This window comes from Streptomyces sp. T028 (assembly GCF_048159505.1).
Lineage (GTDB): Bacteria > Actinomycetota > Actinomycetes > Streptomycetales > Streptomycetaceae > Streptomyces.
In genome coordinates this window covers 25,856-47,056 of sequence record NZ_JBLRVZ010000073.1, presented here as the reverse complement: position 1 = coordinate 47,056, position 21,201 = coordinate 25,856, and the positions used below count along the sequence as shown (strand labels likewise).

Here is a 21,201-nt window from a genome sequence, read left to right as displayed (position 1 = left end):
ACGGCGATGTCAACTGATGGACCGTCAGCTTCCTGGTCCCGTACGAAAACTGACGGTCCGTATGCGGTGTTTCCAATCGCTATCAGCTGAACACGAACGGCCCCGGCGTCTGGGACGTGCCCGTCGCCGTCGTACAGGTGATGGTGATTCCGAGGATGACCATCTTCAGGCTGCCGCCGTTGAAGGTCAGGCTGTCCCCCACGGCCACGGTCCCGGGGAGGGGACCGACCGTGATGGAGGAGCCGGCGGACATGGCGGGGTTCACCGAGCCGCTGAAGACCCGGTTGGGACCCGTGTTGTTCACCATCGTGAGCGTGGACGCGATGCTGTTCTGGTTCAGCGCGAGCGGCGTCGTGATCGCGCTGGACGTGAGCGTCATGGTGGCCGCGGTGGGGTCGGTGGCGCTCTGGGTGGCGGTGAGTGTGGCGGTGCCGCCGCCGAAGATGCCGCAACTGGCGGTGATGGTGGCCGACGTCGGGCTGACCGCGGCGGAGGCCGAGGGCGCGAACACCAGCCCGGTGACCGCGAGGGCCCCGGCCAGCAGTGCCGCACCTGATCCGATTCGCTTGCTCATGGGGTTCCGGCTCCTTCCCGGATGTGGGGAGACGGACCTCCGGAGCGGGACGGTGGGTGCGGTCACCGGGCCCGGTGGGGGGTGAATCTGACGGTCCGTCGGAACTTACGGCTCCATTGATGCGGGAGGGCCGGGGGCAGGGCAAGGTCGATTTCCGGCCGAGTTCGTCAGCCCGCGGAAACGGTCGCCCGCACAGTCCCGTCCGGCGCAGCCAACAGCACCCGCGTCCCCGCCCCACCGAGATCCCGCACGGCAGCCAGATCGCCCTCCGCCGCTTCCAGCGACGCAGTCACGATCGCCGCCGCCTCCAACGACTCCGCCCCCGACGCCGCCGCCATCGCCACCGCCGTCTGCAACGCGCTCAGCTTCAGTGACGGCAGGTCGACCGTCCCGGCGACGTACGTACGTCCCGTCTCGTCCCGTACGGCAGCCCCCTCGGGCACACTGTTGCGGGCCCGCGCCGACCGGGCCAGGGTGATGATCTTGCGGTCCTCGGGGTCAAGCTCGTTGCTGTCGCTCATGCCCCGAGCATACGAGCCCGGCCTCGCGCACGTTCCCCGGCGAGCTCACAGCCACCCTCGGCGCGCCGCCTGCCAGGCCAGTTGCATACGGGTCACGGCGCCCGCGAGTTCCATCATGTACTGGACACGGCGCTGCACGGTGCGTCGGCTCAGGCCCATCTGGGTCGCGACCGCCTTGTCGGCCACCCCGGAGACCAGCAGGGCGAGCAACCGCCGGTCGGTGGCCGACAGCGGGTCGGTTCCGCCCGTACCGTCCGCCGCGCCGGGGTCGTCGACGCCCAGGGGTACGGCGTCCTCCCAGTAGCGCTCGAAGAGGGCGATCAGGGCGGCCAGCAGGTTACCGTCCCGTACCAGCGCGGTGGTGGGCTCCTCCGGGCTGCCGTGCGGACCGCCCGGCACCAGCGGGAAGATCGCGATCGAGCGGTCCGCGATCGCGAGGCGCAGCGGCAGATCGGAGACCGCGCGGGCGGATTCTCCGGCCCGCACGCCCGCCACCACGTTGTCCATGGCGCCCTCGTCGTCGAAGAACGCCTTCTCGTACACGACCCGGTAGCGCACCCCGCGGGCCAGGGCCGCGAACTCCGCCGTGTTGCTGCCGGAGGGCATCGCCACGTACTGGGCCTTGCAGAACCAGAGCATCTCGTCGTGCGCGCTCGCCTGGATCTGCCGCAGATGCTGGCGCAGTGCCTGGGCGCCGGTGATGATCTCGATCAGCTGGCCGTCCTGCCGGCGCAGAGTGTCCCGGTAGGCCTCCAGCAGGCTGGTGGCCTCGGCCCGGGCGAGGTCCAGCGCGTCGGCGCTGCGCTTGAGCCGTGGCAGGAGCGCCACATCGGGGGGAGTGGCCCGGAACAACCGTGGTGATCCGTCCGTATGGCTCGCCATGCCCTTGGCGGCCAGCATGCCCAGCACGCGCCCGGCCTCCGCGTGGTCGAGACCGGCCCGGCGGGCGACATCGGCGGCCGAGGCGCCGCCCGACGTCACGAGCAACCGGTACACGGACTCCTCGACATCCGAGACCCCAGCGGCCCCCAGCGCCACGGCGCCCTCCCCGAGACCGGTCGCTCAATATCTGAAAGTGTTGAACACCGTACTTCATGGAGGCGTGGGCCGCGGGGGGGGGGGGGGGGGNCCCGAGACCGGTCGCTCAATATCTGAAAGTGTTGAACACCGTACTTCATGGAGGCGTGGGCCGCGGTGGGTGAGCGGGCGACCGTCGCGCCCGCTCACCCACCGCGTTCCTCTCCAACACCGCTAGCCGTGCTGCAGATACGCCCGCCGAACGGTCTGCCGCACGGTGTTCCCGGCGGCGTCCCGCGCCGTGACGCGCAGCGTCACATAGGCGTCACCATGCGCCCCGGACGGCCTCTTGACCCGGGCGCGAAAGGAGTTGTGGCCGCGGTCGTCCACCCCTGCCCCGCTCCAGCTGAGCCCGTCGTCGTACGAGGTCTCGACCGTCACTCTCACCCCGCGCGGCGCGGACAGACCGTCCTGGGCGCGGACCGCGACGCCGATGGAGTACGCCCGGGCGGCGCCGACGGCGTTGTGCGCGTCCACCGGTATGTCGTAGTCGAGTTGGAGCAGCGGCAGTGCGGTCGCCTTGGTGGCCGTCGCCGAACGGAACGACCAGGAGGTGTCGGTGGCGGTCCCGTACTTCCAGGCCTGCGAGACCCGGGAGGTCGTCAGGTCGAGCCGGTAGCCGGCGGCCCCGGCAGGCACCTCGAAGTCCGTCCAGGCACCGTCCGCCTCGGCGGTCTTCGTCCCGTCGCGGTACAGCACCGCCTTGGCCGTGCTGCCCGACTGCGCCACGGTCCAGTGACCGGCCGCCGAGTCGGTGAACTCCGGGATCCGCAGCTGCAGTACGTCGCCGCTGCGGACGGACGGGTTCGTGGTGCCGCGTGGGATCGACGGCCTGACGACGGCGCCCTGCCAGGTCTCCTGAGTGCGCTGTCCGGCCCGGTAGGTGCGCGGTGTGTCCCTCATGCCGACGGACAGCGGTGTGTCGACGTCGAACGTGGTCGTGTGGTGTGCCAGATGCTGCCACGTGGTGTCACCGGCACTGACGTACTCGGTGCGCGTGAAGCCGGTCGGCACATAGCGCGTGTACTGGTTCCAGGCGGTGCTCTGGTACGGGCGCCGGCCGAAGCGCTGCTCGCTCGCCCACCCGGAGCCGCCGGTGTCCGCGTACGTGGTCCTGACGACGGCGCTGTTGCGCTCGGACACGGTGTACACGACCTGCTGCGGAATCCGCTGCGACGAGACCTGCATGACGTCGTACAGGTACGGGCTGCGCGCGGTGCCGGTGAACGTCACCGTGGTGGTGCGGCGGGCGATGCGCGCCAGCAGCTCGGCCCCGGTGGCGGCGCCGATACGCACGGTCGGTATCGCCCACCGGTCGCCGTCCGGCCTCCAGCGCGTCCACGGGATGTCGCGGAAGTGGACGAGCATGACGGCGCGGACACCGGCCGCCGCCGCCCGTTCGGCCAATTCCCGCTCGTCCACGCCTGTTGTGTTCGTGAGGACCGCGACCTTGCCGCGGGCGCTGCCGAAGGCGGGCGCGGCGGCGTCCCCGGCGTCCACGGCGGTCAGACGTGCGCCACGTTCACCGAAGAGGGGCGAGTCGGGCATGTAGTAGGCGTTCAGATCGGTTCCGGTGTCCCGCACCGTCGCCTTGAGAAGGGGGGCGACGAGCTGCCAGCGCGAGGCGAACTCGAAGGTGCCCTCGGTGACCTGGGCGGTCGGGCTGACGTACAGCCGCTTGGCGAGGTCGAAGTACATCGTGCCCTCGAGCAGACTGTGCCCGTCGAGCTGCCGGTACGTCTGGTAGCTGAGAACGCCGCGCTGTTCGGCCGGTTCGGGCGTGCGGATCTGCACGGGGACCGTCCTGCGGGCGTCCAGGGTGACGGTCATGTCCTTGGTGACCTTGACCTCCGGCAGCACCACCTGCCGCAGTTCCTGCCCGTCACTCGCGTTGTCGAGCGATGCGTGGTCCAGCTGGTAGACGCCCTCCTCGACCTCGGCAACGGGCGGGTCGGTGCTGATGTAGTCCACGAAGCCGTCGGCTCCCCAGATGGTGGGCAGGGCCTCGACGGGCTTGCCGTCCTTGTCGTACGTCCTGACGGTGATCCGGTGCGTGGGGCCGTGCGCGACGAGGCCCAGCGTGGTGTGCACGGAGATCTTCCCGTCGGCGGAGGCCGCGGTCACATAGCCGTAGTACTTGCCCTGTCGCACCTGGGCCGGGTCGACCGTCAGCGGGACCTCGGCCGTGGCGCCCGCCGGCACGCGGACGGAGCCGGAGCCGAGCCGCACCGCGCCCGCCTCGGGTGTCTTGCCGCCCGAGGTGGTCAGCTTCATGGTGAGCGCGAGCGTGATGTCCGTCGTGGAGGTGTTCGTGTAGCGCAGCTCGTTCGTGCGGACGGCACCGGTTCCGGCCTGGAACGGGCCGAGGGCGACGGTGCCGGTGGCGGTGACCGGCCCCCGGGCCGCGGCGGCCACGTCGATACGGCCGCCGCCCTGCTCGGTGACCTGCTGACCGGCGACGGTACGGGCCGTGCTGATCAGCGCGTCCTTCAACTGGGCGCCGCTCCAGTTGGGATGGCGCCGGGCGAGCAACGCGGCGGCTCCCGCGACATGCGGGGTGGCCATCGACGTACCAGAGGCCGCCACGTAGTTGTCGTCCACCACGGTGTCCAACGCCGTCCCCGCCGCACGCGCCGCCACGATCCCGACTCCGGGCGCCGTCACATCGGGCTTGACGGCGTCGTCGCCGACCCGTGGTCCGCGGCTGGAGAACGAGGCGAGTGTGTCGTCCCGGTCGACGGCACCGACGGTGAGCGCCGCGTCGGCCGCGCCGGGAGAGCCGACGGTGCCCGGACCGTTCTCGCCGCTGTTGCCCGCGGCCACGACGAACAAGGTGCCGGTGCTCTCGCTCAGCTCGTTCAGCGCCAGGCTCATCGGGTCCGTGCCGTCCGTGGTCTCGTCCGACCCCAGGCTCAGGTTGACGACCTTGGCGCCCTCGGCCGCCGCCCACTCCATGCCGGCGATCACCTGGGAGTCACTGCCGTAGCCGTCGTCCCCGAGGACCTTTCCGACCAGCAGCCGGGCCGAGGGCGCGACCCCCTTGCGGCTGCCGCCAGACGCGGCGCCGGAGCCCGCGACGATGGACGCGACGTGCGTGCCGTGGCCGACCCTGTCCTCGGTGCCGGAGCTGCCGGAGAAGTCCCTGGCCTCGGCGATCCGCCCGGCGAGATCGGGATGGGACTGGTCCACCCCGGTGTCAAGGACGGCGACCGTGACTCCCTGGCCCTCGTCACCGCTCTGCCACACGTCGGGCGCACCGATCTGTGCCGTACTGCGGTCGAGGGTCGCCGCCACGCGCCCGTCCAGCCACACGCGGGGGGTGGCGGACGCCACAGCGGTGTTCATCTCCCCGCCGGAGGGCGCCAGTTGCTTCCAGAATCGGCCGAGGTCGTCGTCGGCCACACGGACCGACCGCGCGTCGATGCTGTCGAGCCGCCGGACGGGGGAGCCGTCCTGGGCCAGCGATGTCAGGCCCCGCACGGCGGACGCGGTCACACCCGCGGGCTGCCCCACGATGAGCGGGAGGGCGTCGGTGTGGGCCTCGTCGTACCGCTGCGCCACGAGCGCGGTCACGTCGAACAGCTTCCGGTCCAGCCGGCCGCTCGCGACCAGGTCGCTCGCGTCGGAGGGAAGGACCGTCAGCTGCCCGTCCTGTTCGAAGGTGCGGAAGACGATGCCCTGCCGTCCCGTTCCCGGTTCCACCGAGGCGATCCGGCGCCCGTCAGCGGTGGCGGTGACGGTCACCCGGTCACCGGTGATCAGACGCACCGTGGCGTCGGCCGTCCCCTCCGGTGTCCCGGCCACGGCCGACGCGCCGCCGGTCCCCGCGGACACCGGTCCGACGGCACCGGCACTCAGCGTGAGTCCCGCCGATATCGCCGCCAGCAGGCGGATCCGTCTCATGAGTACCGTGCCTTCCCTCGTACGCGGTGAGCTGCCCATGCGCTGGAAAGAATCCGGCGGCGGCACAGCGCGTGTCACTCGATTCGGGTGGCACAGATTGGACATGTCCCAAGGACGACAAGACCCTGATGACCCGTCAGCCATCTTTGCGGAGCACCTGACGCATGACGGCTGGAAGCAGGTCGGCCGCCACCGCGGCGAGGTCGGCGACGGCACAGCCGGGCTTCTGGCGGCTTCCGCCGGATGGCCGCCCCGCGCGGGAAGGGCAGCCCACCCCGGTGCCGCCCCCGGCCCGCGGCCAGGAGCTCAGGGACGGTCGAGCCGCAGCCGCTCCGCGCGCGGCAGACCCGCCACCACCAGGTCGTACGAGTCCTCGATCAGCTCCTTGACCAGCCGGTCGGGGAGGTCGCCGTCGACGGTGACCGTGTTCCAGTGCCGCTTGTTCATGTGATAGCCGGGGGCGATCAGGCCGGGGTGGTCGGTGCGCAGCCGGACCGCGTCCTCGGGGTCGCACTTGAGGTTGACCTTCAGGGGCCGCTCGTCCGTCCAGCTCAGCGCGAACATCTTGCCCCCGACCTTGAACACCGAGATCTCCGGCCGGAAGGGGAAGTCCTCCACGACGGCGTTGAACGACAGGCAGAAGGCGCGCAGGTCCTCGGGGGTCACTCGGCCTTCTCCTCCTGCGCGTCCGCCGGCCCGGCCATCGGCTCCACCAGCACCGTCACGATCTTGTTCCGACGGCCGGCGGCGGCCTCGGCGGTCAGCCGGAGGGCCCGGCCGTCGGGAAGGTCGACGACGGACGAGGCACCGGCGATGGGGACCCGGCCCAGGGCCTTGGCGAGCAGTCCGCCGACGGTCTCCACGTCCTCGTCGTCGTACTCCTCCAGGCCGTACAGCTCGCCGAGGTCGGTGATGTCGAGGCGGGCGGTGACCCGGTAGCGGTCGTCGCCGAGCTCCTCGACGGGCGGGAGCTCACGGTCGTACTCGTCGGTGATCTCGCCGACGATCTCCTCGAGGATGTCCTCGATGGTGACGATGCCGGCCGTGCCGCCGTACTCGTCGATGACGACGGCGACGTGGTTGCGCTGCAGCTGCATCTCGCGCAACAGGTCACCGGCGTTCTTGGTGTCGGGGACGAAGGCCGCGGGCCGCATGGCCGTGGAGACGAGGTCGGATTCGGCGTCACGGCTGATGTGCGTCTTGCGGACCACGTCCTTCAGATACACGATCCCGACGATGTCGTCCTCGCTCTCCCCCGTCACGGGTATCCGGGAGAAACCGGAGCGCAGGGCGAGGGTGAGCGCCTGGCGGATGGTCTTGTACCGCTCGATGACGACCAGGTCGGTGCGCGGCACCATGACCTCCCGCACGAGGGTGTCACCGAGCTCGAAGACCGAGTGCACCATGCGGCGCTCCTCGTCCTCGATGAGGGACTCCTTCTCGGCGAGGTCGACCAGCGCCCGCAGCTCCGCCTCGGAGGCGAAGGGGCCGCGGCGGAAGCCCTTGCCGGGCGTGAGCGCGTTGCCGATGAGGATCAGCAGCGACGGGATCGGACCCATGATCCGGGCCAGCGGGAGCAGGATGTACGCCGCCACCGTCGCGGTGTTCAGCGGGTGTTGGCGGCCGATGGTCCGCGGGGAGACCCCGACGGCGACGTACGACACGAGGACCATCACGCCGATCGCGGCGAACAGCGCCGGGGCGGTGCCGTCGATCTCCTGCAGACAGGCGTACGTCACCAGCGCCGCGGCCGCCATCTCGCAGGCGACGCGGACCAGCAGGGCCACGTTGAGATAGCGGGTGGGGTCGGCGGTGATCTGGGCGAGCTTGGCACTGCCGCGCCGCCCGGACCGTACGGCCTCCTCGGCGCGGAAGCTGGAGACGCGCGCGAGGCCCGCCTCCGCGCAGGCGGCGAGCCACGCGACGACGACCAGGGCGATCGCGCCACCGACGAGGGTCGGACTCATGAGACGGTCGGCGCCGGCGACGGCCCGGTCAGCCCCTTCTCGCCCCTCCACCCGTCGACGATGGCGGCCTGGAGCCCGAACATCTCGGCCTTCTCGTCCGGCTCCTCGTGGTCGTACCCGAGCAGGTGCAGCACCCCGTGGACGGTGAGCAACTGCAGCTCCTCGTCCATGGAGTGCTGCGTGGGCGCCTCGGTGCCCTGCTTCGCGGCGACCTCGGGGCAGAGCACGATGTCGCCGAGCAGGCCCTGCGGGGGCTCGTCGTCGTCCTTCGACGGCGGACGCAGCTCGTCCATCGGGAAGGACATGACGTCCGTCGGCCCCGGCAGGTCCATCCACTGGATGTGCAGCTGCTCCATGGCGTCGGCGTCCACGACGATCACCGAGAGCTCGGAGAGCGGGTGGATGCGCATCCGCGCGAGCGCGTAGCGGGCGATGTCGAGGATCGCCTGCTCGTCGACCTCGGTTCCGGACTCGTTGTTGACGTCGATGGACATGGTGCCGGCTTGTCTACTTCCGTTTGTGACGGCTGTCCCGGCCGCCCTTGTGGGTGCCGTTCTCCGTGCCGTTCTCGCTGTCGTACTTCTCGTACGCGTCGACGATACGGCCCACCAGCTTGTGCCGTACGACGTCCTGCGACGACAGCCGGGAGAAGTGCACGTCGTCGAGCCCCTCAAGGATCTCCTGGACCTGCCGCAGACCCGACTTCGTACCGTTCGGAAGGTCCACCTGCGTCACGTCACCGGTGATCACGATCTTCGAGTCGAACCCGAGGCGGGTGAGGAACATCTTCATCTGCTCGGGCGAGGTGTTCTGCGCCTCGTCCAGGATGATGAAGGCGTCGTTCAAGGTGCGGCCGCGCATGTACGCCAGGGGGGCGACCTCGATCGTGCCCGCGGCCATCAGCCTCGGGATGGAGTCGGGGTCGAGCATGTCGTGCAGCGCGTCGTACAGCGGGCGGAGGTAGGGGTCGATCTTCTCGTAGAGCGTGCCGGGGAGGAAGCCGAGGCGTTCGCCGGCCTCGACCGCCGGGCGGGTCAGGATGATGCGGTTGACCTGCTTGGACTGCAGGGCCTGGACCGCCTTCGCCATGGCCAGGTACGTCTTGCCGGTGCCGGCGGGGCCGATGCCGAAGACGATCGTGTGCTTGTCGATCGCGTCGACGTACCGCTTCTGGTTGAGGGTCTTGGGGCGGATGGTGCGGCCGCGCGAGGACAGGATGTTCTGAGTCAGTACCTCGGCCGGGGTCTCCTGACCGTCACTCGTCCCGTTCTCGCTCGCCCGCAGCATGGCGATCGAGCGTTCCACTGCGTCCTCCGTCATCGGCTGCCCGGTGCGGAGCACCAGCATCATCTCGTCGAACAGGCGCTGGATGAGGGCGACTTCCCGTGGGTCGCCGGTAGCGCTGATCTCATTGCCCCGGACATGGATGTCGGCCGCCGGGAAAGCCGTCTCGATCACGCGCAGAAGGGAGTCGCCGGACCCCAGCACGGTCACCATGGGGTGCTGGGCGGGAACCGTGAACTGTGCTCTCGCCTTGCCCTGCGCGGGCGTCTGAGCTGTGGGTGTCTGAGTCATAGGCCGGCCACAAGGGCCTCTACGTCCTCCCGGATGCGTCTCGCCTGCCACAAGGGCGGCCTGGCGAGTTCAAGGGTACGCCAGGGGGCTGACAACGCCCCAGGGCTTTTCGCAAGGGTTTCCGATCATGCCGAGCGGCCGAAACCGATCGTCGGGACCGCGCGGCGCAGCGGCCAGGGCGTGGTCTCCTCCCTCGGCAGCAGGCCCTCCAGGAAGGCGTACCGGCGCAGTGCCTCGGGGTCCTGGCCCTCGACCGACTGCACCCTGCGCCACCAGCCGGCGATCTCGCACCAGCCGGGGGCGGAGAGGGAGCCGCCGAACTCCTGGACGGAGAGCGCGGCGGTGAGGCCGGCGAAGGCGAGGCGGTCGGCGAGCGGCCAGTCGGCGAGGGTGCCGGTGACGAAGCCGGCCACGAAGACGTCGCCGGCGCCGGTGGGGTCGAGGGCCTCGACGGCGATGGCGGGGACCTCGGCGGTCTCGCCGGTGCGCCCGTCCACGGCGTAGGCGCCCTCGGCGCCGAGGGTGACGACCGCGAGCGGTACGTGCTCGGTGAGGGCGTGGGCGGCGGCGCGGGGGCAGTCGGCGCGGGTGTAGCGCATGGCCTCCTCGGCGTTCGGCAGGAAGGCCTCGCAGTGCTCCAGGTCGGCGAGGCCGGCCAGGTCCCAGGCGCCGGTGTCGTCCCAGCCGACGTCGGCGAAGACACGGGTGCCGCGGCCGGCGGCCTGGGCGATCCAGGGGTCGCGCTTGCCGGGGGTGAGGGAGGCGACGGCGGCGCGGGCGTGCGGCGGGCAGTCGGGGGCGGGCTCCTCCGGGGGCGGTTCGTGGCCGTGGGAGACCATGGTCCGCTCGCCCTCGTAGGCCATGGAGACGGTGACGGGCGAGTGCCAGCCGGGGACCGTGCGGGAGTGGGCGAGGTCGATGCCCTCGCCGTGTTCGAGGGCATCCCAGCAGTACTCGCCGTAGTGGTCGTCGCCGAAGGCGGCGGCGAGGGAGGTGCGCAGGCCGAGGCGGGCGAGGGCGGTGGCCATGTTGGCGACGCCGCCGGGGCTGGAGCCCATGCCGCGGGCCCAGGACTCGGTGCCTCGGACGGGGGCGGAGTCGAGGCCGGTGAAGATGATGTCCAGGAAGACGGTGCCGGTGAGGTAGACGTCCCAGGGCGGATCTCCGGGGGCCCGCCGGGCGGCCAGGGGGTCGACCAGGGCGGCCTGGCCGTTCTGACGGTGGTGTCCCTCTCCGGTGGACGCGGTGGACGCGGTCACGGTGCGCTCCCTGACGTGGTACGGACCTGGCCAGTCTGCACCACCCGGCCGCCCCGCCGCCTTTCGTCCCGCTCCCCTCACGCCGCGAACAGAAGCACACCGGCCCTCGCACGCCGCGCAAACCCCCGTGAACGCGCTGTCGCCGGGTGATGGCAACCCCCCAGGGGCGCGGGGAACTGCGCGACCAGCCCCCACGGTCCGAGGCCGAACAAGCACGGTGAGCGGCGGTTACCAGCGCGGCACCGAGGGCGTGACCCAGTCCGGGTCGGCAACCCGCATCGCCGCCGTGTCATCGCGCTCGCGGAGCGACCCGTCGTCGTCGAGCCACCGCCGGTGCAGGAACGCGAGCTTCTCGTGGTCGAGGGCGACGCCGAGGCCGGGCGCGTCGGGGACGGTGACCTGGCCGCCGTCGAAGGTGAGGCGCTCGGTCAGCACGTCCTCGGACTGCCAGGGGTAGTGGGAGTCGCAGGCGTGGTGGAGGTTGGGGACGGTCGACGCGACGTGGGTCATGGCGGCCAGGGAGATGCCGAGGTGGGTGTTGGAGTGCATGGACACCCCGACGCCGAACGTCCGGCAGATCGCGGCGAGTTGCTGGGTGTTGCGCAGTCCGCCCCAGTAGTGGTGGTCGGAGAGGACGACCTGCACGGCCCCGCGGGTGAAGGCCTCCTGGATCTCGGCGAAGGTCGTCACGCACATGTTGGTGGCGAGCGGTACGCCGGTCCCGGCGGCGACCTCGGCCATGGCCGGCGTGCCGAGCGCGGGGTCCTCCAGGTATTCGAGGACGTCGCCCAGCTCCTTCGCCACCTTCAGTGAAGTCTCCACGCTCCAGGCCCCGTTGGGGTCGAGCCGCAGCGGGTGTCCGGGGAAGGCGGCGGCGAGTGCGCGTACGGCGGCGATCTCCTCGTCGGGCGGGAAGACGCCGCCCTTGAGTTTGAAGGAGGTGAACCCGTACCGCTCGGTGAAGCGCCGGGCCTGTTCGACGATCCCGGCGGGGTCGACGGCCGCGCCCCAGTCGTCCTTCTCGCAGGCCACGCCCTCCGGGTGGTCGGCCCACCGGTAGAAGAGGTAGGCGCTGTACTCGACGGCGTCGCGCAGCTTGCCGCCGAGCAGGGCGTGCACGGGCAGGCCGAGGGACTTGCCGAGGGCGTCGAGGCAGGCGACCTCGAAGCCGGAGACGACGGACAGCCGCAGCTTGTCGGCGGTCTGGACGCCGCGCAGCCCGCCCACGTCGACCTGTCCCAAGACCCGGGAGGAGTCCACCGCCACCTGGTCGGCGACCGTGAACAGCCCGTTCAGGTCGCTGACCTGACGGTCGATCAGCCGTTCCGCGAACGGGCGGGCCAGTTCCAGGTACTTGGTGTCGCCGTACGTCTCCCCGACGCCCACGACACCGTCGGCCGTCTCCACCTCGACGATCAGCCGGGGGGTGTACGGCTGGTGCACGCCCTGCGTGTTGAGCAGCGGCGGGTCGGCGACCAGGATCGGTGTCAGGCGTACGTCCGTGACGGTGAGGTTCACAGGGCGGCTCCCACGAGGTCGAGTCCGGTGGTCAGGAGGGTCTTGAGGTCGGCGAGGTCGGCGGCCGTGGGGTCGGTGAGCGGGGCGCGCACGGGGCCGACGGGGGCGCCGCGCAGCCGGGCGGCGGCCTTGACGAGGGACACGGCGTAGCCCGGTGCCCGGTCGCGGAGTTCGACGAGGGGGACGTAGAACGCGCGCAGGAGTTTGTCGACGGTGCCCTCGTCGCCGTCCCGCAGCGCGGTGAGGAAGGCGCCCGCGATCTCGGGGGCGAAGGCGCGCACGGCGGAGGAGTCGGCGGGGACGCCGACGGTGGCGTAGGCCCGGGCCTGGATCTCGGCGGTGGCGGCGCTGTTGAAGAAGAGGAAGCCCTCGGGGGCGGTGAGGGTGAGGCGCTGGAGGCGGTCGAGGTCGCTGCGGCCGTCCTTGAGGCCGATGACCGAGCGGATCCGTGCGATCCGCCGGAAGGCGTCGACGCCGAAGTCGACCTGTCCGCGCTGGTAGGCGATGAGCGGGAGGCAGGTGCGGGCGGCGAGCTGCTCCAGCTGGGCGACCAGGCCGTCCTGCGGGGCGGCGACGACCGGCACACGGCCCGCTGCCTCCTCGACGCGCCCGCCGCCATGCCCTCCCGCAGCCGCCGGACCGTGTCGGTGTCGAGGCCCACCTTGAGCTCATCTCCGCATGTAGACGTCATCCACGTATGAAGATGGAGGTTAGATACGCGAACGACGACCGTCAATGCCGCGAGTACCCCCGCTTACGATCGGGACATGTCGGAGACAGTCGGTGTCCGCGAGGTGAAGTCGGCCGCACGCACGGTCGAGCTGCTGGAACTGCTCGCCGCACGCGGGGACCGCCCGGCGCGGCTGCAGGAGCTGGCGGACGCGCTGGGCGTGCCGCGCAGCTCGATGTACGCACTGCTGCAGACCCTGATCGGCCGGGGCTGGGTGCGCACGGACGTCACCGGCTCCCTGTACGGCATCGGCATCCACGCCCTGCTGACCGGCACCGGTTACCTGGACTCCGATCCGCGCGTACAGCTCGTGCGGCCGTATCTCGACGAGGCGTCCGAGGCGCTGGGCGAGACGATCCACCTGGGCCGGCTGGACGGGCGGGACGTGGCCTACCTCGCCACCCGCGAGTCGCACGAATACCTGCGCACGATCAGCCGCGTCGGCCGCCGCCTCCCCGCGCACGTCGGCGCCCTCGGCAAGTCGCTGCTCGCCGAACGCCCCGACGACGAACTCCCCGAGGGACCCTACGAGGCGCTCACCCCGAAGTCGCACACCAGCCGTGAGTCGCTGTGGGCGGACCTGGCCGGGGTGCGGGCGCGCGGCTACTCCGTGGACCGCGAGGAGGGCGTGCCCGGGATCGTCGGGTTCGGCTTCGCTCTGCGGTACGAGCATCCGGCGCAGGACGCGATCAGCTGCTCGGTGCCGCTGGCACGGCTGACCGCCGGGCACGAGGAGCGGATCGTCGCAGTGATGCGGGAGATACGGGCCAAGATCGAGGCGACGGCACCGGGGGCCGGCGGGGCCGTGAACTGGCGGTAGGGAACGTAATATGAGCTGGTTGCGCGTTCCTGTCCGTCGACGGCCTGCGCCCCACCCCCAGAGCCGCTTCTTCTCTCCTGTGCAGGAACGCCCGTGTTCGCCCGCAGTACGCCCACGCCCTGGCCCCTCGTCGCCCTTTTCACGGCGGGGTATCTCGCTCCCTATCTGTTGCCGACCGTGGTCGGCCGGCTGGACAGCGGGCTGCCGCTGACCGCCACCGAGGCGGGTGCCGTCGGCAGCGCGCTGCTGCTGAGCTCGTCGTCGGCCGGGTTCCTGCTGGCCTCCCGGGTGGAGCGGACCGGCGCCCGGACCATGGCCCGGGCCGGACTGCTGCTGGCGGTGCTCGGCTACGGCGGGGCGGCACTGGCGGGGTCGGTGCCGGCGGTGGTCGCGGGCGCGGTCCTCGGCGGCTTCGGCTCCGGTACGGCCACGGCGGTCGCCGCGACCCGGATCGCCGCCGAACCCGACCCGCACCGCGCCTCCACGCTGGGCCTGCTCGGGGTGTCCGCGCTCGCCGGGGCCGTCTATCTGACGGTGCCACACCTCGGCGCGGGCCATGGGCAGCCGCTGGCCGCCATCGCGCTGACCGCGCTCGCCGTATGGCCGCTGACGCGGCGTCTGCCCGGCCGTACGGCACCCGCCGACCCTGCGCTGCCCAAGGAGCGCGTGCCCCTGCCGAACCTGCGGGCGGGGCTGGTGCTGGCTGCCGTCATGCCTTTCTGGTCCCTGGTGCAGAACTCCCTCTGGGGGGTGAGCGGACGGATCGGGCTGACGCAGGCGCACCTCGGTGAGGCGGCCGTCGGGGCGGTGTTCGCGGTCGCGCTGGGCGCCGGGCTCGCGGGCGTGCTGGCCGCCGGGGCGCTCGGGGCGCGGCTGGGCCGGGCGGTGCCCATCGGTGTCGGGACCGTCCTCATCGCGGGGTGTGTGGCGGGCAACGCCTCGGCCACCACGCCGGTGGGCTTCGCGACCGGCCAGATCGTGTGGAACGTGCTCTACCCGGTCGTCCTGTCGTACCTGATCGGGCTGGCCGCCTCGCTGGACCCGCTCGGGCGCTGGGCGGTGCTGGTCGGCTCGGCGGGCTCGCTGGGCACGGCGGCCGGTCCGCTCACCGGGAGCGTGCTGTCGGCGCAGGCCGGGTTCCCGGTGATGGGCCTGGCGCTGGGGGCGGCGCTGCTCGTCGTCGCGGTGCCGATGACCGGGGTGGCGCTGCGGGTGAGCGGGCGTCCGGTGCTGCCGGGCGGCGTACGACACGGCCGGACCCCGGCGGGCGGGCGCCTCACCGGGGTCCGGGAACCGGGCCGTGCTACCGAGCTGTCCTCGCCCGTCGGCGGAGGTACCAGCCCGTCGCCGTGAGCAGGAGGGCGAGGCCCGCCGCCGTACCGACCGTGGCGCCGGTGGAGGCGAGGCTGCCGCCGGTGGTGGAGCCGGTGGTGGTCGTACCCGAGCCGCCGTCGCTGCTGCCGGTGCCGCCCGACGTCGTACCGCCGGTCGTGCCTCCGCCGCTGTCGCTGCCGCCGTCGGTCCCGTCGTCGTCCGTGTCGACCGGGTCCTGGCCGACGAAGCTGACCGGGACCTTCACGTCCTGGGAGCGGTCGCCGGAGAGGGTGTGGTCGGCGCGGGTGGCGAGGACGCAGGTCGCCTCGAAGCAGTCGGTGTACTCGTCCTTGGCGTCGACGGTCAGCTCCACCTCGAAGGTGCCGCCGTCGCCGTACGGGATCGCCAGGTCCTCGCCGTAGTCGGGTGGGTTGGAGGAGATCCACGCCGAGCTGTGCGAACCGCCGGTCATGTCGACGCCGCCGACGCACGGGGTGGGCAGTTCGCCGTCGCCGTTGTCGACGCAGAGGGCGACGTAGATGCCCTTGCCGGTGTCGTAGCCGGAGCCGGTGACCTTGAGGGTCTGGCCCTCGGTGGCGAGGCCGTTGACCGGGGTGACGGTGAGTTTCTGGCCCTCGGAGCCGGTGCCGGTCCGGGTGCCGGAGGGGGCCGCCGGGGTCTCCGGGGTGTCCGGGCTGCCGCTCGCCTCCTTCACGGTGAGGGTGAGCGGGGCGGTGCGGGTGGTGCCGACGGCGTTCTCGAACTCGGCACGGTACGCGTACCCGTCCTGGGCCGCCCGTGCGGTGAACGAGTACGCGTTCCGCGTCGCGCCCTCGATCCTCGTCCAGGTCTGGCCGCCGTCCGGGCTGACGCTCCAGCTCACCGTGGGCTGCGGGGTGCCCTCGGCGGAGGCGACGAACGTGACCTCGTCGCCGGCCGTGACGGTCTGGTCGGTCGGGGACTGGACGACCTTCGGGGACATCCGCCGGTCCAGCTTGAGGACCTTGCTCTCCGCCTGGTCGGTGACGTAGACGGAGGCGGCGCCCGGGGTGACGGCCACGCCCGCGTAGGCGCCGGCGCGGCTGCCGGGGAGTGTCAGCGGCTCGGCGGCCTGCTGGAAGGTCGCGCTGTCGTAGATCTCCAACGCGCCGTTGTTGTCGGCGCCGTTGTCCTCGGCGGTGCCGAAGTCCTCGCGCAGCACGAAGACCTCACCGGTGGTGGCGTCGAAGGCGGCGGCGGTGGGGCGGTCGGTGCCGGTGAGCGTGGTGAGTTCCCCGCCGTCCTTGTCGAAGACCTGCACCGAGGTGGCGCTGCCGACCCACACGTTGCCGGTGGCCGGGTCGGGTTCGACGAAGTAGACCATCTCGGCCGCGATGTCGACGGTCGCCGTCACCTTGAAGGTGTCGAGGTCGATCCGGCGGAGCTTGCCGTTCGTGCGGTCGCTGGACCAGGCCGCGCGATGGGCGAGGTCCACGCCGAACGCGTCGCCGCCGCCTTCGAGGGTGAGGGTACGGCCGTCCACGACCGCTCCGGTGGCGGTGTCGATCTCGGAGACCACCGCGCCCTGGGCGACCAGCGTGGTGCCGGTCTTCGTCCCCGGTCCGACGCCGGTGATCTCGGTGCCGGTCAGCCAGACGCCCTTGGCGTTGGCGTCACCGGCCTTGGCGGTGCCGATGCCGCGCAGGGGGTAGTTGAAGACCACCCCGTCACCGGAGAGGGGGGCGGCGATCCGGCGGACCACCCTGCCCGCGAGGGTGCCGGTGGAGCCGGGAGCCTGCTGGACGTGGCCGAGGAGTTTCCCGTCGGCGGGGTCGAGGGCGTACAGCCCCTGTTCGCTGACGCCGGCCGTGTCGGTGATGTCGTCCGAACCGACGTACAGCTTCCCGGAGTCGGGGTGCAGCAGCAGGTCCAGCGGGCGGCCGGCGGTGGTGAACTCGGCGGCCCTCGTGTAGCTGACGGTCCCGGCCGGTACGTCCACGCCGTCGCCGCCGTCGTCCCCGTCACCGGGGTCCTGGCCCTGAAACGTGATCGGGATGCGGACGTCCTGGGAGCGGTCGCCAGTGCCGTTGTGGTCGACGCGGGTGATGACCGCGCAGGTTACCTGGGTGCAGTCGAGGCCGCTGTCCTTGGCGGTGATCTCCAGTTGGACGTCGAAGGTGCCGCCGTCGCCCCACTCCTCGGCGACCCCTGCGGGGGCCTCGGTGGAGCCCTTCGGGACGATCCACTTCGACGCCCCGCTGCCGCCGGTCTGGTCGGCGCCGCCGAGGCAGGGGGTGGGGATGCGGTTGTCGCCGTTGTCCTTGCAGACGGCGACGTAGACGCCCTTGGTGACGTCGTAGCCGGAGCCGGTGACCCGGAGTGTCCCGCCGGCGGGATCGAGGTTCGCGGAGGCCGAGACGGTGAGTCTCTGGCCGTCCTTGCCCTGGGCGGTACGGGGGGTGTCGGCCGCCTGCGCGACCGGACCGGCGACGAGCGCGCCGACGGTCACGGAGGCGGCCACGAGGGCGGCGGCGCCGAGCCACGCCGCCGGGCGTCTGAGGTGCGGACCGGGCTGCATGGTGGGCGCCACTGCCGTTTCCTACTGGAAGGTGATCGGGACGTGGACGTCGTACTTGCGGTCGTTGGTGTCGAAGTGGTCGGCACGCGTCACGACCGCGCACGTAACGTCCTCGCCGCAGACGCTGCCGTCGTCGAGCGTGGCCTTGACGTAGATGCTCACGCTGAAGGTGCCGCCGGTGCCGAACTTGGAGCTGTTGGCGAAGAGCCCGCCGAAGGTGTTGTTGATCCAGTGCGAGGCGCCGGTGGAACCGGTCTCGTCCTGGCCGCCGAGGCAGGGGCTGGGCTTGTTGACGCCCGCCGCGCCGTCCACGACGCACAGGCCGACGTAGATGCCCTGGCCGGTGTTGTAGCCGGAGCCGGAGACCGTGATGACCTGGCCCGAGGCGGCGGCGGTGTCCGGCGCGGTGAGGGACAGGTTGTAGGTGGTGCCGCTGTCCACGACCGTGCGGGTGGAGGTGGCGGCGGAGGCGGAGGTCGCGAGGCCCAGGGTCAGGGCACCGGCTGCGGCGACGGCGAGTGCGGCGCGGGCGGCGGGGATTCTCACGTGGGGTTCCTCTCGAAAGGGAGGTGAACTTAGGTAAGGCTTACCTAACTACGATCTTGGCGGAGTTGTCAATGGACGGTTTGGACGGTAAAGGAGACGGCAACCACCTTTTGTTCTCCGCCCACTTGGGTCAACTCGACGCCGTGCTCACCAGCAACCGCCGTGCCGTACACGGGGAATGAGCGAGTGATACGACCCTCCGCGTCGACCGTGTCCTGGTAGCGCGTGTCTCCGTCGATCGCGACGAGGACCACGGCATCGGGGGTCAATCCCGTTGCGGTGACGGTCTGTTGGCTGCCGGGAGCGAGGGTGGCGTGGGTGACGACGGCAGCCGCCGGTTCGGCCTTCTGCTGCTCCACAGGGGGCGGGGACGACCGCGGAGACTCGGCGACCGCCTCCTCCGGTACGTCAGGCGTGTCCGGCGCGTCCGCCACGGTCACGTCGAACTCACCCAGCCCGTCGCCCGCTTGGAACTCGGTCCCGCTCCAGGAGGACAGCAGTTCCGCCCCCTCCGCGGTGAGGGACGCCCGTACGCCGGCCATGTCGGCCAGCGCCAGTTCGCGGGCCCGGCCGTCGACGACCGTACGGGCGTACAGCACGCCCTCGTCACCGGTGAGCCGCAGTCGCAGTCCGGCGAGGACGAGGGGTTGGCCGGTCGGTCCGTCGAGGCGGGCCGCACCACCCAACTCCAGTATGTCCGCGCCGCCTTCGAGGACGGGGAACGAGACACCGCCGTCAGCGGTGCGCACGGCGGGCGCGGTGACGTCGAGCGAGACTCCGGGAACGGCCGGGGTCCACTCCACGCGCCCCTCGTCGGCCGCCACGGCGGGCGCACTCAGCGCGAACAGGGCGCCGGCCACGAGGGCGACGGCGCCGGTTCTCTTCGCCATGTTCAGTTCTCCCAGGATGAAGTGAGGATGTGTCAGGCCCTCGCCGGGTCAGGCCTCGCCGGGTCAGGCCCCGCGACGTCGGCGGGCCCAGAACCAGGCGCCCGCGCCCGCCGCCACCAGCCCGGCGGCGGCCAGGCCGACGGGGAGCGCGAGGTCGGAGCCGGTGCTTGCCATGGAGCCGTCGGCCGCCTTGTCCGTCGTGTCGTCGGTGCCGGTGCCCGACCTGGTCGCCGCACTCGCGCTCGCGCCCGGCGTCGAGTTCGCCCCCGAGGACGCGGCCGACCCGAACGTGACCGGAATCCGTACCGTCTGACTCTGGTCGCCGCCCCGCGTGTGGTCGTTGCGCGTGATGACCGCGCAGGTCACCCCGGCCGCCGTGCAGTCGGTGTTGGCGTCCTTGGCGCGCACCTTGATCCGCACGCTGAAGGTGCCCTTGTGCGCGCTGCCGCCGTACGGTTTCGCGAGCCCCTCGCCGTAGGACGGCGGGTTGGAGGAGATCCACGCCGACGCGCCCGACTCACCGGACATGTCGACGCCGCCGACGCAGGGCGTGGGCGTTTTCCCGGCGCCGTTGTCGACGCAGAAGGCGACGTAGATGCCCTTCTCCGTGTTGTAGCCGGAGCCGGTCACGGTGACCGTCTCGCCCGCCGGGTCGAGCCCCGACGACTGCGACACGGTGAGTTTCTGACCCTCCGGCCCGGTCGCCGTGCCGCCCGCCGCGACGGCCGCCGAGGCCGCCGGGAGGAGCAGGGCGGACGCCGAGGCGACCGTGAGGAAAACGCCAACTCCGTGGCCACGCAGGCCACTTGCCCATGCCATGGAAGACCCCCACCATGCGAAACTAAGGGAAGGCTAACCTAAACTAATCCTCATCTGTGTGCCAGCCGAGCGGAAAGGAAACGCCATGCGCGTGACGGGGAGACAGCGGTCGGGACGGGTGCTCGCGACCCTCGGACTGGCTCTCGCGCTCCTGACGGGAGCCTGCTCGGGGAGCGGTTCGGTGACGGCGGGCGCGGACCCGGCGCCCTCGGACGCGAGCGCCCGGGCGGCCGCCGCCCGCAAGCAACTCGCGACGAACTCCCTGGTCCCGCTCTCCGGCAAGGCGCCCACCCCGAAGCTGCCGGTCACCGTCGACTCCTCCGACGGCCGCGAGGTCACGGTGCGGGACGCCTCGCGCATCCTGCCGCTCAACGGGGGCATCGCCGAGATCGTGTTCACGCTCGGGCTCGGCGACCACGTCGTCGGCCGGGACATCACGGCCACCTTCGAGGAGGCCAAGGAGCTGCCCCAGGTCACCAAGGCGCACGACGTGAGCGCGGAGAGCGTGCTGTCACTGCGGCCGACCGTGGTGCTGGCCGACACCGACACCGGTCCGAAGGAGGCGATCGACCAGATCAGGGACGCCGGGATCCCCGTCGTCGTACTCGATCCGGCGACCAGGTTGTCGGACGTCACCACGCGCACCACCCGCGTCGCCGAGGCCCTCGGCGTGCCGGCCGCCGGAAAGGCACTGGGTCGGCGCATGGCCGGTGAACTCGCCGCCGCACGCGCCGCCGTTCCCGAGGGCAGCAGGCCCAAGGTGGCGTTCCTGTACATGCGGGGCAGCGCGGCCGTCTATCTGATCGGCGGCAAGGGATCGGGCGCGGACTCGCTCCTCGACGCGGCGGGCGCGGTGGACGCGGGCACGGCCGCCGGCCTGGACAAGCCGTTCACCCCGATCACCACCGAGGCCCTGGCCCAGGCCCAGCCGGACGTCATCCTGATGATGACCAAGGGCCTGGACTCGGTCGGCGGCCTCGACGGGCTGCTGCAGATCCCGGGCATCGCCCAGACCCCCGCCGGTATGAACCGCAGGGTCGTCGACCTGGAGGACGGCGTGCTGCTGAGCTTCGGCCCGCGCACGCCGCTCGTCATCGACATCCTGGTGGACCGCATCCACCGGGCCTAGGG

17 protein-coding genes and 1 pseudogene are annotated in these 21,201 nt (G+C 71.8%); 3 read left to right on the top strand and 15 right to left on the bottom strand.

What is annotated here, in order from left to right:
* Positions 1-82: 82 nt before the first annotated feature.
* The 11 genes and pseudogenes from ACLZN2_RS47545 to ACLZN2_RS47495 all read right to left on the bottom strand — a co-directional run.
* Positions 83-574: a hypothetical protein gene (locus ACLZN2_RS47545; RefSeq protein WP_416986297.1), complete on the bottom strand. Its 492-nt coding sequence runs from the start codon at positions 572-574 to the stop codon at positions 83-85.
* 167 nt (positions 575-741) lie between these two features.
* Complete coding sequence (locus tag ACLZN2_RS47540) at positions 742-1,095, bottom strand: cytidine deaminase (protein ID WP_416986296.1); 354 nt, start codon at positions 1,093-1,095, stop codon at positions 742-744.
* 45 nt (positions 1,096-1,140) lie between these two features.
* Entirely contained in the window at positions 1,141-2,133 is a 993-nt protein-coding gene (locus ACLZN2_RS47535; protein ID WP_416986295.1) for a helix-turn-helix domain-containing protein, read from the bottom strand.
* A 213-nt stretch (positions 2,134-2,346) separates the two neighbouring features.
* Positions 2,347-6,075 (bottom strand): S8 family serine peptidase, encoded by a 3,729-nt coding sequence (locus ACLZN2_RS47530; protein ID WP_416986294.1) that lies wholly within the window; start codon positions 6,073-6,075, stop codon positions 2,347-2,349.
* 306 nt (positions 6,076-6,381) lie between these two features.
* Positions 6,382-6,741 carry an MmcQ/YjbR family DNA-binding protein gene (locus tag ACLZN2_RS47525; protein ID WP_416986293.1) on the bottom strand — a complete coding sequence of 120 codons (360 nt, stop codon included), beginning with the start codon at positions 6,739-6,741 and terminating at the stop codon, positions 6,382-6,384.
* Positions 6,738-8,042, bottom strand: a complete 1,305-nt coding sequence (locus ACLZN2_RS47520; protein WP_416986292.1) for a hemolysin family protein — start codon at positions 8,040-8,042, stop codon at positions 6,738-6,740. The genes ACLZN2_RS47525 and ACLZN2_RS47520 overlap by 4 nt, the downstream gene beginning before the upstream one ends.
* Positions 8,039-8,536, bottom strand: a complete 498-nt coding sequence (ybeY, locus tag ACLZN2_RS47515; RefSeq protein ID WP_416986291.1) for an rRNA maturation RNase YbeY — start codon at positions 8,534-8,536, stop codon at positions 8,039-8,041. The genes ACLZN2_RS47520 and ybeY overlap by 4 nt, the downstream gene beginning before the upstream one ends.
* A 13-nt stretch (positions 8,537-8,549) precedes the next feature.
* On the bottom strand, positions 8,550-9,617 hold the full coding sequence (locus ACLZN2_RS47510; protein WP_416986290.1) for a PhoH family protein: 1,068 nt from the start codon (positions 9,615-9,617) through the stop codon (positions 8,550-8,552).
* Between the two features lie 125 nt (positions 9,618-9,742).
* Positions 9,743-10,876, bottom strand: a complete 1,134-nt coding sequence (locus ACLZN2_RS47505) for a carbohydrate kinase family protein (protein ID WP_416986289.1) — start codon at positions 10,874-10,876, stop codon at positions 9,743-9,745.
* Between the two features lie 228 nt (positions 10,877-11,104).
* The gene (locus tag ACLZN2_RS47500) at positions 11,105-12,394 is read right to left on the bottom strand and encodes a glucarate dehydratase family protein (RefSeq protein ID WP_416986288.1); all 1,290 of its coding nucleotides are present in this window, start codon (positions 12,392-12,394) and stop codon (positions 11,105-11,107) included.
* Positions 12,391-12,972: pseudogene (locus ACLZN2_RS47495) on the bottom strand (dihydrodipicolinate synthase family protein); the annotation flags it as partial. The pseudogene ACLZN2_RS47495 and the gene ACLZN2_RS47500, both read right to left, overlap by 4 nt.
* Positions 12,973-13,161: 189 nt before the next feature.
* On the opposite strand from ACLZN2_RS47495, the gene ACLZN2_RS47490 reads away from it, so the two are divergent.
* Together ACLZN2_RS47490 and ACLZN2_RS47485 are read left to right on the top strand one after the other, a co-directional pair.
* Positions 13,162-13,944: an IclR family transcriptional regulator gene (locus ACLZN2_RS47490; protein WP_416986287.1), complete on the top strand. Its 783-nt coding sequence runs from the start codon at positions 13,162-13,164 to the stop codon at positions 13,942-13,944.
* 93 nt (positions 13,945-14,037) lie between these two features.
* Entirely contained in the window at positions 14,038-15,297 is a 1,260-nt protein-coding gene (locus ACLZN2_RS47485; protein WP_416986286.1) for an MFS transporter, read from the top strand.
* Here the strand turns inward: ACLZN2_RS47485 and ACLZN2_RS47480 are convergent.
* The 4 genes from ACLZN2_RS47480 to ACLZN2_RS47465 all read right to left on the bottom strand — a co-directional run bounded on the left by ACLZN2_RS47480 (position 15,248) and on the right by ACLZN2_RS47465 (position 20,070).
* Positions 15,248-17,827 (bottom strand): immunoglobulin I-set domain protein, encoded by a 2,580-nt coding sequence (locus ACLZN2_RS47480; RefSeq protein ID WP_416986285.1) that lies wholly within the window; start codon positions 17,825-17,827, stop codon positions 15,248-15,250. The genes ACLZN2_RS47485 and ACLZN2_RS47480 overlap by 50 nt on opposite strands.
* Positions 17,828-17,836: 9 nt before the next feature.
* Complete coding sequence (locus tag ACLZN2_RS47475) at positions 17,837-18,361, bottom strand: hypothetical protein (RefSeq protein WP_359279518.1); 525 nt, start codon at positions 18,359-18,361, stop codon at positions 17,837-17,839.
* A 68-nt stretch (positions 18,362-18,429) separates the two neighbouring features.
* Positions 18,430-19,251, bottom strand: coding sequence for a hypothetical protein (locus ACLZN2_RS47470; protein ID WP_416986284.1), 822 nt, complete (start codon positions 19,249-19,251; stop codon positions 18,430-18,432).
* Between the two features lie 63 nt (positions 19,252-19,314).
* A complete protein-coding gene (locus tag ACLZN2_RS47465; RefSeq protein ID WP_416986283.1) occupies positions 19,315-20,070 on the bottom strand; it encodes a hypothetical protein in 756 nt (251 codons plus the stop codon).
* An 85-nt stretch (positions 20,071-20,155) separates the two neighbouring features.
* On the opposite strand from ACLZN2_RS47465, the gene ACLZN2_RS47460 reads away from it, so the two are divergent.
* Positions 20,156-21,199: a heme/hemin ABC transporter substrate-binding protein gene (locus ACLZN2_RS47460; RefSeq protein WP_416986282.1), complete on the top strand. Its 1,044-nt coding sequence runs from the start codon at positions 20,156-20,158 to the stop codon at positions 21,197-21,199.
* Positions 21,200-21,201: the final 2 nt, after the last annotated feature.